Origin of the sequence: Streptomyces atratus (genome assembly GCF_040655115.1) — a bacterium.
GTDB classification, from domain to species: Bacteria; Actinomycetota; Actinomycetes; order Streptomycetales; family Streptomycetaceae; genus Streptomyces; species Streptomyces atratus_D.
This window is the reverse complement of the sequence record NZ_JBFAJH010000055.1, coordinates 31496-43389: the sequence shown is the minus strand read 5'-3', so window position 1 is coordinate 43389 and position 11894 is coordinate 31496. Positions and strand designations below refer to the sequence as shown.

Sequence of the window (11894 nt, the reverse complement as noted above, 5' to 3'; positions counted from 1 at the left end):
GTCAGCGTCGATTCCACCGTCGCACGCGCGCATCACCACGCGGCCGGCATGGCCGTCGACCCCGAGCTCCTGGAGGAACTGGTGAAAGCCGCCGATGAGGAAAAGGGGCTCCAGCAAAGGGACAATCCGCCCAGGTGACGGCCGAAGGCGACCCGGTCGAGGAAGCGTTACGTGCCGAACGACGACGGATACGCCGCCACCACAAGGCCCGCCTGAAAGCCGCCGCGTTGGGGCGCTCGCGGGGCGGGCTGACGGTCAAGACGCACCTGGCCACCGACCGGCGATGCCGCCCGCTGTCGTTCGTGGTGACGCCGGGACAGGCGGCCGACAGTCCGCGTTTCGCCGCGGTCCTCGACCGAGTCAGGATCCGTGGGCCGGTCGGTCGCCCCCGCACCCGCCCCCGGGCCGTCGCCGCCGACAAGACATCCCACGCGGATAAGCGTCAAGCTGCCGCTGCGATATGCCCGGTTGAGGGCTGCGGGAAGGCGATTGCTTCGTCGTAGGTGTGGCCGTTCTGGAGGCAGTGGAACAGCATGCCCATGAATCGGTTGAAGAGGTTCCGCTGTGCTGCGACGTGACGGTCGCCAGCTGCTCGTCGGCGGTCGTAGTGGGCTCTGGCGCCTGGCGACCTGGTGAGAGAGACGAAGGCCCAGACGTAGCCGACGGCAGCCAGTCGCTGGTTCTTGACCTTCCGACTCATGACCTTGCAGCTCTTGCCGCTGGCTCTGGTGACCGGGGCACTTCCCGCGTAGGCCTTCAAGGAACCGGCGCTGGCAAATCGAGCCCGGTCATCGCCGATCTCCGCCAGGACCCGGGCGCCGGTCAGTGCGGCGAGACCCGGAAAGCTGCGGATCACGGGTGCGTCCGGATGCTCTTCGAAGGCTTGCGTGACGGCTTCTTCGAGCTGGCTGGCGTTGTCGCAGGCGGTGTTCAGCTGCCTGAGCAGAGCAGACGTCTGATGCCCGAGAGCCGCCTCGACCTGTGGGAGCTGGTGGAGGTAGTCGCGTTTGAAGACCTCGTGGAGCCTTTCGGCTTCGGTCTGGATGCCGCGGACCCGGCCTGCCTGCCTGAGCAGTGACTGCAGGCGCCGCCGTGTCAGTTTCGCGGCAATAGTGGGGGTCGGTGCTGCAGCCAGAATGCTGCGGGCTTCCCTCGAGCACAGGCCGTGTTTGTGCTGGGCGAAGGCGTCGAGGATTGCTGGGTAGAACTCTCTCAGCTGGGAGCGAAGCTTGTTGTGGGCCTGGCCGCGGGCCCAGACGGCGTCTTGTTGGGCCCGGGCGAGCACGGCGATGGCTTGAACGAGTTCGGAGTCCGCCGGCAGCGATCTGTGGGCGGCCATGTCGGTCCGCAGGATGTTGGCCAGGGCCGCGGCGTCGACGGCGTCCGACTTCTTGCGGGCGACGGAGTGTGGGGAGATGTGGCGGTGCGGCCGGCCACTGTGGACGACGCGAGCTCGCTGGACCGGGCTCTCGCCGGCGCAGCGGCTGTCATCAACTGCGCCGGACCGTTCGCGGTGACGGGAGGCCCGGTCGTCGAGGCGGCCCTGCGCGCGGGGATTCCGTACGGCGACGTCGCGGCAGAGATCGAAGCGAACGTTTCGATGTTCGCCGACTACGCGGAAGCAGCCCGAAGGTCAGACATCCCCGTGGTGCCGGCGATGGCGTTCTACGGTGGACTGGGTGACCTGTTGGTGACCGCGGCGATGGGGGAATGGACTGCTGCGGACGTGGCGCACGTCGCGTACGGGTTGAGCAGCTGGCATCCCACGGCGGGCACCCGGGCGGCGGGTCGGGTGTCCCATCAGCGTCGCGCGGGCCGTCGGGTGCGGTTCGCGGACGGTGAGCTGCAGTACCACGACGACAAGGCATCAGAGCAGGACTGGCTCTTTCCAGAGCCGTGGGGCCGGCGAGCGGTGATCGCGGAGTTCACCATGACCGATGTCGTCACCGTTCCGAGCCACGTGGCCGTGCCTGAAGTCCGCACCTGCATGACCGTCGAAGCCGCGAGGGACTTGGCCGAGGAGGACACGCCGGAGCCGGAGCCGGTCGACGCTCTGGGGCGGTCGAACCAGATATTTGTCGTCGACGTTTTGGTCCGCGCAGGCGGCGTCGAGCGACGTGCCACGGCCCGCGGTCAGGACATCTACGCGGTCACCGCACCACTGGTGGTGGAGGCCGTCCAGCGCATCCTGGCCGGGCACACCCGGACAACGGGTGTAGCCTCGGCCGGCGCAATGTTCGACGCGGCGGACTTCCTCCAGGCGCTGACCCCGCATCTGTCGGTCGAGCTTCAGCACTGACCGGCCTGACTTCCCCCCGGTGCTCATGGGATGGCCGACCTGCTGGGTTGATCTCGCCACCCCATGCGTTCCGCCCCGGGCCCGGTCGCCGTGGACGCGCTGTCTAGGGTGTGGGCATGATCTCGCATAGCTACCTCTCCGAACTGTTCTCGCTGGACGGTCGGGTCGCCGTGGTGACGGGCGGCAGTTCCGGCATCGGCCGAGCCATCGCCGGGGCTCTCGCGCGAGCGGGGGCGAGCGTGGTGATCGTGGCGCGCAAGGAGTCGGAACTGGCCGCCACGGTCGACGAGCTGGCGGCGGACGGCTGCCGGGCAGCCTGGGTGAGCGCAGACCTGAGCACGCGCGACAGGGTGCGCGCGGCGGCGGAACAGGCAGCCGAGGTGTTCGGCGAGCCCGACATTCTCGTCAACAGCGCCGGGATCAACCTGCGGCCGCCGATGGGCGAGCTGGGCGAGGAGGTGTGGGATGCCACGATGGCGGTGAACCTGGAGGGACCCTACTTGTTGGGCCAGCGGTTCGGTCCCGGCATGGCCGAGCGGGGCTTCGGGCGGATCATCCACATCACTTCCCAGCAGGCGCATCGGGCCTTTGTCCAGAGCGGCGCCTACGGGGTGTCCAAGGGGGCGCTGGAGTCGCTGGCCCGCTCTCAGGCTGAGGCGTGGTCGCCACACGGCGTCACCTGCAACACGCTGGTGCCCGGCTTCGTCATGACCCCGCTCAATGCGAGGTTGTCGTCCGACCCGGAGAAGGCGGCGGCGCTGGCCGCGCGCACGATGGTCGGGCGCAACGGCCTGGCCGAGGACTTCGCCGGAGCGGCGGTGTTCCTGGCCGGCCGCGCAGCCGGCTACGTCACCGGGCAGGCAATCTTCGTCGACGGCGGGTTCTCCGTTCACTGAGCCCAACACCGCATAAAATTGGTGGGGTACCGCTTCCTCCGCGCCTGGTGAGGATCTCGGGGGCCGGTCACCATTCCTAGCCGAGTCTCTTCCGTGACTGAAGACCACTCGATCGCCTTCCGGCAGATCCACCTCGAAGACATGGGCCGCACAAGGAAATCGGAAGGTCTGCGAGATCGACGGCCAGGCCCTGGGCCAGGAGGAGATGGGCAAGGGACACGAGCTCACCAAGGACCAGGTCATCCCTGTCACTGACGAAGAGCTCGACCCGTACGCTGCCCACCACCAAGGCCATCGAGATCGTTGCCTTCGTCCACCGCGAAGCGCGCGAGTTCGTGGTATTCAGAGGGCGTTAAGTCCCACCTCTACGGGTTCGTGATCGCTCGTTCGTGTGACTGGTTGCCGTTCGGGGCGGCGATTGAGCATGTGCATGCTCCGATATCGGCATGGAGCGCAGCTGGTGGATGTGGATCGGGCCTCGAACCGCACGAATCCGCAGGGCGTCCGCATGTCGCTTGGCGGCGTCGCCCCGGCGCCGTGCGGCGCGGGGCATGTCCACTCGCCCTTCAGTGGACGCGTCAGCTCGCCGTCCATGTCGACCTTGCCCGTGTCGACCGCGGTCTCGATCCAGTCCAGTGTCGCCCGCCCTTCGCGACGTTCTCGTGCACGATGGTGCGCCGGTCCCCGAAGACCTCCGGTCGGAACAGCAACGTCACGTTGCCGATCTCTGCCTCGTGAGGCGACGTGTTGAGGGGGGAACTGCTTCTTGGCCGCGGGTGGAGCCCTTCTCTTCTCGCGCGGACGCTTGGGCCCAGAACCCGCGGCGTACGCGTAGCGTAGACGTCGGTGGAAGGCCCACCGATGCGCCGGCCTTGCCGCAACTTGCTATCCGGCGTAGGTGCGCCGATTCGCCCCGACCCGATGAGGGTGACTTCCTCTTCACGGGCTCATGGGAAACTCATCACATGATTCTCAGACCCGGCTCCCGTGCCGTCGCACTGACCGCGATCGTCACGCTTGGCTCGCTCTCTCTGTCCGCCTGTGGCAGCGGCAAGTCCGGAGGCGACGGTCAGACGAATTACGTAACGAGCACGGGCGGCATCTCAACCGTTGCCAAGGGAGAGCGGAAGCCTGTCGGCCCGATCAAGGGCGAGACCCTTCAAGGCAAGCACCTCGACGTCGCCGACTTCCAAGGCAAGGTCGTCGTGATCAATGCCTGGGGTTCCTGGTGCCCGCCATGCCGGGCCGAAGCCCCATACTTCAACAAGGTCGCCAAGGAAATGAAGACCAAGAGTGTCGAATTCGTTGGCATCAACGTCCGCGACGGCAACAAGAGTCTGTCCGAGGCATTTGAAGACGACTTCAATATGACATACCCGAGCCTGTACGATCCGACTGGAAAACTGCTCCTGCGATTCCCCAAGGGCACAGTGAATCTTCAGTCCATTCCATCCACTGTCGTTCTGGACCGAAACGGAAAGATAGCGGCCAGGGCAATCGGTTCAATCGATGACAGCAAACTGCATAAGATGATTGACCCGCTGATCAAGGAGAAGTAAACTAACTGACCCATCGATCGCATTCCTCAGTCGAATCGATCGACCCCATGCCGGCATCGCGACCCTGAACCGCCTCCCGGGCGAGATGCAGGACCAGGGCGCGGATCGAGCGGATCGCCCATGCACTCCCGAAGCTGCCGCGAAGTGACAAGTAGCTCTACGTAATCAGGGCCCGCCACGTCTCGCCCGTTGCGGCGAGCTTGATCGGTGCCAACCTCAGCCGATCCGGCCGCTACTACCGAACCGCAATCAGTTGCCGGTCGTGAAGTCTTTTGATTGGTCTTGCTGTAGCCGGATGTAGCGGTGGTTCAGCAGGTCGAGCGCATCGTGGATGCCGCCGCCGAACTCGTCACGGATCCTCTGCAAGGCTTGAATCCTGCGCCCCTCCGTGATCAGATCGTCGATCTGCGACCAGCGTGGGTCTGTATCGTCGCTGGGTTGCTTGAGGGCATCGATTTCGCAGGCTGCTGCCGATGTAGAGGTATTGGTTCCAGCCGACGTGCACGGTGAATGCTCCCTCCGCCTCCAGGCGGCACCGGGCGCTGTTGTCGCGGAGCATGGCCCGGACGAGTTCCAGGCCGGCAGCGATCGGCACCAGCGCACCGTCGTGGAACCCGGTGAGGCCAGGTGGGAAGAGGTCCGCCAGGCCGTAGCCGTCGACCGGTGGTTCCGGGCGGCGTCTTCGGCGCTGTGTTCGTTGAGGAGCAAGGGGATCAGGACTGTTGGCGGCAGGGCAGGGTTCCGCCAGGCTGAGCTGCGGACAGCCTGGTCGGCGTCGTCGGCTCGCCGCACAGCGGATTCGGGAGACAGGCGCGGGTCGCCGGCGGCGGCGCTTCGCACTTGGGCGTCGGGATCGCGGCTGAACCGTTCGACGAGGGCGGCATCCGATGCGTGATCGTCGAGCGCCAGCAGGCGTATGCGGGGCTCTGGGTCCTGAGCGAAGCGGAGCAGGTCATGGCGGGGGAAGTTGGGGTGGTTGCGGGGACGCCCCGGGAACGAGAAGCTGCCGTGCCACCAGCTCCACACGTCCAGTAGCACGTCCGCCGGGGCGTCGTCGCAGGACTCGGTGAGGTAGAGACGCACGATGCGGTCCTCGTCGTGGGCGAGGAGGTTCGCCACGTCTGGCGGAAGGTGCCGGGCACGGGCGACGCTGCGGCGGGTCCCCAGGTTCGGCGACATTGCGAGCTGGCGCGTGGTTTCGGCGTTGTCGTGGAGGGCGGCGATCCACCACACCGCGTACGTGCGGTGATCCGCGGTGACGTCCGGAACGGTGGCTGCCATCGCCGCGATCTCGGCCGGACTCGCAGGCAGTCGGGCCGCCGAGTCCGGCGCTCGCTCGACACCGGTCCGTGCTCCGGAGGCTCGGTGTGCGGCCTGCTCTGCTGCCAGCTCCGCCGGGGCGTCGCGGAATTTCGGATTCGCAGTGGCGCCGAGCAGTCGGCTCCACTGTTCGGGCGAGAGTCTCCGTGATTCTGCGGCTGTGCCGCGGACTGCCTTCGCGGGGTGGACCACTGCTGCGTCCAGGACACCGGTCGGGAGGTCGGCGCGGTACAGGCTGATCATCCCCACCGGCAACCGCAAGGGACGGAACCCCTCGGTGGCCAGCATCTACCGGGCGCTCGCCGAACACGCCAAACGCGAGGCGTACCCCGAGCCGGTCGAGCAGGCTGGCGTACACCTCGTCGGTGACGGTCGGCGGTGTGTTCGTCATGGCCTCGGCGTACCCCATCACGTCCCGCTCCAGCGGCGTGAACACCTCCGACTCCCGCCAGCACGGCACCTGGCTCGCCTTGGCCAGGTCCAGGTTCTCGTTCTGTGCCTGGATCCAGAGCGGATCGCACGCCTCGACATACGACGACGCTCGCGACCTGGTGGCACCGTGCACGAGTACGCACATGCAGCCTGACCAGGCTGGATAGGGTATTCGGCAAGCGCAGCCGCATGACGGAGCAGGACACGACCACGAGGGCACCGGGTGGGACGACGGGCGCGGCCGACCAGGTCTTCCAGGTCGAGACCCACGGCATCGCCCCGATTCCCGACGAGGACCGTCACGGCAGCTCGAAGGACCTGTTCTGGCTCTGGTTCGGGTCCAACCTCACCTTCACCTATGTCATCAACGGTGCTCTGGCCGTCGCTTTCGGTCTGTCCTTCTGGCAGGCGACCGGTGTCGTGATCCTCGGTGGCCTGTCGTTCTTCGCCATCAGCGCGGCCGGACTGAGCGGCATCCGCACCGGCACCGCCACTCTGGTCATCTCCCGCCCCTCTTCGGCGTGCGCGGCAACTGGCCTGCCGGAATGCTCAACAATCGCCGGACGGGCTGATCCATGTCAGGACTCCTCGCTGTACGCGAGTTCGCTCGCGAGGAACGCCGCGCCCACGACCCCCGCGCGGGGCCCGAGTTCGGACATGACGATCGGCAGATTGCCCGTGGCGAGAGGAAGCGAGCGCTTGTACACGACGCTGCGGATCTCGGCGAGCAGCGGGTAGCCGAGCCCGGTCAGACCGCCGCCGATCACGATCATCGACGGGTTCATGAAGCTGACGAGGGTGGCGAGGACCTGCCCGACCCGGTGGCCGCCGGCCCGGACGAGGTTGACACTCGTGTTGTCGCCGCCGGACGCGCATTCCGCGACATCCAGGGCGGTCAACGCCCCCCGCTCGGCCAGTCGTTCGGCGAGTGCGGGCGACTGGCCTGACTTCGCGGCCTCCATGGCGTCCCTGGCCAGGGCCACGCCGCCGAAGTACGCCTCCAGGCAGCCGGTGTTCCCGCAGGAGCAGACGGGCCCGTCTGCCTCGGCCTCCACCTGAACGTGCCCGATGTCCCCGGCGCACCCCTCCGCGCCCCGGTAGATACGGCCGTGGTGCTGCATGCCGGAGCCGATACCGCTGCCGATCTTCACGAAGAGCAGATGGTCGACGGTCCTCGCGACCCCGCTGTGCCGCTCCCCGAGGGACATCACGTTGACGTCGTTGTCCACGACGACGGGGCAGCCGTGCGCGCGGGCGAGGGTGTCGCGTACGGGAAAGCGGTTCCAGCCCACCATGATCGGCGGCGAGACGGGTACGCCCTCCCGGAAACTGACCGGCCCCGGCAGACCGATGCCGATGGCGTCGAGCCGCGCGTAGTGCCCCTGGTCGGCCATCGCGCGCAGGAGTTCGCTGATGCGGCCGAGTACGGCGACCGGACCGGAGCGGATGTCGGCGGGCTCGGAGCAGGAGGCCACCGGTGCGAGCGCGCCGTCGGTGATCTCGATGTCGACGGAGCTGGCGCCCAGATCGACGGCGGCGAACCGCAGACCGGGGTCGAGCTGGACGAGGGTGGAGCGCCGCCCGCCGCGCGACGCGGCGGGGCCCGCCTCACTGACCCGCCCGGCGGCGACCATGCGGTCGAGTTCGCCGAGCAGCCGCGGGCGGGGAACCTCCAGCCGGTCTGCGAGTTGAGCGCGGGACAGCGGGCCGTTTTCACGCAGCAGACTCAACACGCGGTACTGGATGTTCACGGACTCACTTCCTCTGGGCGCCTTCGGACAGCTTTCGGGAGGTGTCGCGGGGGCGGAACGCGAGCGGTACGGGGACCGGGCACCTTACCGCCCGGCAAGACCCGTGCCCGCGGGCGGCAGGATTCCAGGGATGCGGGTGGCGGCTTCCGGCAACTTTTTCACAGAACGTCGAAAGTTGCTGCCTTGTTGACGGAACTCGACCCGGCGCGGACGCCGCGGCCCGGAAACAGGCGCCGCGACGGAGTCGAGTCCGGGCACAGAACTGCCCCGCCGGTGAGAGCGGGGCAGCCCTGTCAGTCCCGGCGTCAGCCGGTGGCGCCTCCCTTCAGCGCCCGCGCGTCCCGTGCCAGGGCCGCGCCCGCCGCGCTGTCCGGCACCAGGGCGATGTCGGCCGTGTAGCCGGCGAACGACTCCAGCGCGGCCGCGGCCTGGCTGGTGCGGCCCGCGTCGGCGTGCGCCTCAGCCTGGTCGAGCCGTACGGTCAGCCGCTGCTGGCCCTGCGCCGTGACCAGGCCGTCGGCCCGCAGCTGGGTGATCAGCGCGCGGACGTCCGCGTAGGAGGTGCGGGTGGTGAAGGACACCGTCTTCGTGGTGGTGTTGCCGGCCTTGTCCCGGGCCCTGACCGTGAGGTCATGGTTCCCCAGCGTCAGCCGCCACAGCTCCAGCGCCTGGCCGGAGGTGAGGTCCTTGCCGTCCACCGTGGCTGTCACGGTCGCACCTCCGGACACCGCGTCCTCCGCAGAGAAGACCGGCGTCGGGCGTTTGGAGTCGCCGTAGACGCCGTCGGCGTCGAGACCGGTGGCCGTCACCGTAGGACCGGTGCGGTCGATCCGTACGGTGAGCGAACCCACCTCGGAGACGTTGCCGCCGTTGTCGGTCGCCCGGTAACGGACGGTGGTGACACCCTCCTTGGACAGCGTGACGGCCGCATTGGCCGACTGCCAGGTCGTCCCGTCGTCGACTGAGTACTGACGACTGGCGACCGTCCCGTTGTCGGTCGCCGAGACCGCGAGTGACACGTTGCTCGTGTACCAGCCGTCGTCACCGTTGGGCCGGGGCGGGTTGAGCGTGGCGGTGACCTTGGGCACGGTCTTGTCCGCGACGCCCGCGCCCTGGAAGGTCAGTGAGTCCAGCTCGACACCGCCGGAGCTGGTGACGAAGACCTCGCCGCTGCCCGAAGGCGCGTTCGGCAGCGCGGTGGTGACGGTCTGCCAGCCATCTCCGGCCGGAACCGGCACCGTGGCGAACGGCTCGGCGTCGGCCGATCCCCAGCGCAGCGCCAGTGTGCCGAGGCCGCTCGCACGGGTCTTCACCCCGGTGATCCCGGCGAACGACACCGGGTCGTACGCGATCCAGTCGCCCGCGTCGAACGAGGTCAGTTTGCGCTGGCCGGACGCCGTGGTGTCGTCCGTGATCGTGACGCCCTCGGTCGAGTCGTAGTGCTCGGCCTGCATGACAGTCGGGTTGAGCACCACCTGGGCGTCACCGGTGGCCGGCGGAACGCCGCCCGCGCCCTTGTCGGTGTAGCTGATCCCGAGGACGCCGAAGACGTTCTCGGTGTCCCCGTGCCCCGCGTCGGCCGGGGTCGCGACACCGCCCGTGCAGCCGGTGCCGCTGTTGACCGGGTGACCGTGCTGGTTGTGTCCGAGACCGAAGGTCCAGGCCGCCTTGGCACAGTCCGGCGTGTTGCCGTCCTCCGGGTCCTCGACAGCGATGCCGTACGGCACGGCGTCGCCCCAGTTGAAGAACCCGCCGTCGGGCGGTGAGGTGATCCGTACCGTCGGCGCCGTGTTGCCCACGGTGATCTGACGGCTCGACAGGCCGGACTTGCCCTGCGGGTCGGAGACCTTGAGCCGGGCCTGGAACTGCCCGTTCTCCGGGTACGTACGGCTGGCCGTGGGGCCGGTGGCGTCGAAGGTGCCGTCACCGTCGAGGTCCCACTGGTACGTCAGCTCGCCGTTCTCCGGGTCGCTGGAGCCGGTCGCGCTGAACGAGACCTCCAGCGGGGCCTGGCCGGACGTCTTGTCGACCTTGATCACGGCGGTGGGTGCCTTGTTGCCCTCGGCGTAGTCGATCCGGTAGAGACCCGCGTCGGGGTTCTGACGGAAGAAGCCGTCGCCGTAGTCCAGGACGTAGAGCGCGCCGTCGGGGCCGAACTCCAGGTCCATCGGGTTGTCCCACTGCGGGATGCCGTTCTGCGAACGCTCACTGTTGGGCAGGACGTTCTCCAGCTTGCTCACGGGTCCGTTCGGCCCGTCGAGTGTGAACGCGGCGACGTAGTCCTGGGAGAACTCCGCGAAGAACGCCTTGCCGTCCCAGTACTCGGGGAACTTGCCCGGTGAGGGGTTGTCCGCGTCGTAGTGGTAGACCGGACCGCCCATCGGGGCCTGACCGCCGGGGCCGCCGGGACCGCGGAAGGCGGTCAGCTCGGGCCACGGCTGGTCGGTGTCCCGGTCGCCGTACCAGAGCGTGGCCGGCGTGGACGCGGGCAGCTCCGTCAGACCGGTGTTCCAGCGGGAGTCGTTGACCGGCGCCGCGCAGTCGAAGGCGGGGCCGGGCGTGAGGGTGGCGAAGTCGAAGTCCCTGTAGGGCTTGCTGTTGTCACCCGTGCAGAACGGCCAGCCGCTGTTCATGGCCCTGGTGGTGGTCTGCCACTCGACATATCCCATCGGCCCGCGGTTCGGGTCGGCGGTACCGGCGTCGGGGCCGTAGTCGCCCCACATCACTGCATCGGTCTCGCGGTCCACCGCCAGCCGGAAGGGGTTGCGCAGACCCATTACGAAGATCTCGGGGCGGGTCTTGGCCGTGCCCGGCTCGAAGAGGTTCCCCTTCGGGATGGTGTAACTGCCGTCCTCCTGGACATCGATCCGCAGGATCTTGCCCCGCAGGTCGTTGGTGTTGCCCGCGCCGCGGCGCTCGTCGAGGCCCGGGTTGTAGCCGGCCGCGTCGTTGATCGGCGTATAGCCGTTGACGTTCGGGCCCGAGGCCGGGGTGTTGCCGCCGGTCGAGAGGTAGAGGTTCCCCTCGCTGTCGAAGTCGACGTCACCGGCGACGTGGCAGCACTGTCCGCGGTTGGTGTCGACCCGGATGATCTCCTGCGCGGTGGAGAGATCCAGCTTGTCGCCGGTCCACTTGAAGCGGGTCAGCGTGTCGTACCCCTCCCACTGCTTCCAGTACGCGTCCGTCTGCCCGGCGGGCAGCTGTTGCGGTGCGGAGCCGGCCGGGGTGTTCAGCGGCGGTGAGTAGTAGAGGTAGACCCACTTGTTGGTGGCGAAGTCCGGGTCGAGCGTGACCGTCTGCAACCCCATCTCGGAGTTCTGGTACACGTCGACGTGGTTGACGACCTTCGTGACACCGGTGCCGGGGTCGGTGAGCCGTAGGTCGCCGTTACGGGCGGTGTGCAGGACGCGACTGTCGGGCAGCACGGCGAGGTCGATCGGTTCGCCGGTGTCCTTCGTCAGGGTGACTTTCTCGTAGTTCGACCAGTCCAGTGCGTGTTCGTGGCCCGGGTGCGCCTGGGCGGTGGGCGCGACGGCCACACCGCCCAGCGCGGGCAGTGCCACGAGTAGGACCCCCGTGATCAGGCGTCTCAGGGTGCGGTGCACGGTGATGCGTCTCCTCGGTTGCTGGCGGTATG

6 protein-coding genes and 6 pseudogenes are annotated in these 11894 nt (G+C 68.2%); 6 read left to right on the top strand and 6 right to left on the bottom strand.

Translation table 11 applies throughout. The annotated features are described in order from the left end of the window. Positions 1-422 (top strand): annotated as a pseudogene (locus AB0I23_RS35085) (transposase); the annotation flags it as partial. A 20-nt stretch (positions 423-442) separates the two neighbouring features. On the opposite strand, the pseudogene AB0I23_RS35080 reads toward AB0I23_RS35085, so the two are convergent. Continuing rightward, a pseudogene (locus AB0I23_RS35080) lies at positions 443-1438 on the bottom strand (IS110 family transposase); the annotation flags it as partial. On the opposite strand from AB0I23_RS35080, the gene AB0I23_RS35075 reads away from it, so the two are divergent. From AB0I23_RS35075 to AB0I23_RS35065, 3 genes and pseudogenes are all read left to right on the top strand, one after another. Next, the gene (locus AB0I23_RS35075; protein ID WP_436847046.1) at positions 1328-2299 is read left to right on the top strand and encodes a saccharopine dehydrogenase; all 972 of its coding nucleotides are present in this window, start codon (positions 1328-1330) and stop codon (positions 2297-2299) included. The pseudogene AB0I23_RS35080 and the gene AB0I23_RS35075 sit on opposite strands and share 111 nt — an antisense overlap. Before the next feature lie 116 nt (positions 2300-2415). Continuing rightward, the gene (locus tag AB0I23_RS35070; protein WP_359115791.1) at positions 2416-3195 is read left to right on the top strand and encodes an SDR family NAD(P)-dependent oxidoreductase; all 780 of its coding nucleotides are present in this window, start codon (positions 2416-2418) and stop codon (positions 3193-3195) included. A 72-nt stretch (positions 3196-3267) separates the two neighbouring features. Beyond that, positions 3268-3509 (top strand): annotated as a pseudogene (locus AB0I23_RS35065) (Ku protein); the annotation flags it as partial. A gap of 244 nt (positions 3510-3753) precedes the next feature. On the opposite strand, the pseudogene AB0I23_RS35060 reads toward AB0I23_RS35065, so the two are convergent. Continuing rightward, positions 3754-3878, bottom strand: a pseudogene (locus AB0I23_RS35060) (DUF6192 family protein); the annotation flags it as partial. Positions 3879-4160: 282 nt separating this feature from the next. On the opposite strand from AB0I23_RS35060, the gene AB0I23_RS35055 reads away from it, so the two are divergent. Next, the gene (locus tag AB0I23_RS35055; RefSeq protein ID WP_359115785.1) at positions 4161-4754 is read left to right on the top strand and encodes a TlpA family protein disulfide reductase; all 594 of its coding nucleotides are present in this window, start codon (positions 4161-4163) and stop codon (positions 4752-4754) included. Positions 4755-5003: 249 nt separating this feature from the next. Here AB0I23_RS35055 and AB0I23_RS35050 read toward each other — a convergent pair whose 3' ends face one another. Together AB0I23_RS35050 and AB0I23_RS35045 are read right to left on the bottom strand one after the other, a co-directional pair. Then, positions 5004-5987: a hypothetical protein gene (locus AB0I23_RS35050; RefSeq protein ID WP_359115793.1), complete on the bottom strand. Its 984-nt coding sequence runs from the start codon at positions 5985-5987 to the stop codon at positions 5004-5006. Between the two features lie 415 nt (positions 5988-6402). After that, a pseudogene (locus AB0I23_RS35045) lies at positions 6403-6573 on the bottom strand (carboxymuconolactone decarboxylase family protein); the annotation flags it as partial. Positions 6574-6695: 122 nt separating this feature from the next. Here AB0I23_RS35045 and AB0I23_RS35040 point away from each other — a divergent pair. Continuing rightward, positions 6696-7060: pseudogene (locus AB0I23_RS35040) on the top strand (cytosine permease); the annotation flags it as partial. Positions 7061-7084: 24 nt separating this feature from the next. Here the strand turns inward: AB0I23_RS35040 and AB0I23_RS35035 are convergent. Both AB0I23_RS35035 and AB0I23_RS35030 read right to left on the bottom strand, forming a co-directional pair. Further along, the gene (locus AB0I23_RS35035) at positions 7085-8257 is read right to left on the bottom strand and encodes an ROK family transcriptional regulator (protein WP_359115782.1); all 1173 of its coding nucleotides are present in this window, start codon (positions 8255-8257) and stop codon (positions 7085-7087) included. A 305-nt stretch (positions 8258-8562) separates the two neighbouring features. Continuing rightward, the gene (locus AB0I23_RS35030; RefSeq protein ID WP_359115780.1) at positions 8563-11862 is read right to left on the bottom strand and encodes a PQQ-dependent sugar dehydrogenase; all 3300 of its coding nucleotides are present in this window, start codon (positions 11860-11862) and stop codon (positions 8563-8565) included. Positions 11863-11894: the final 32 nt, after the last annotated feature.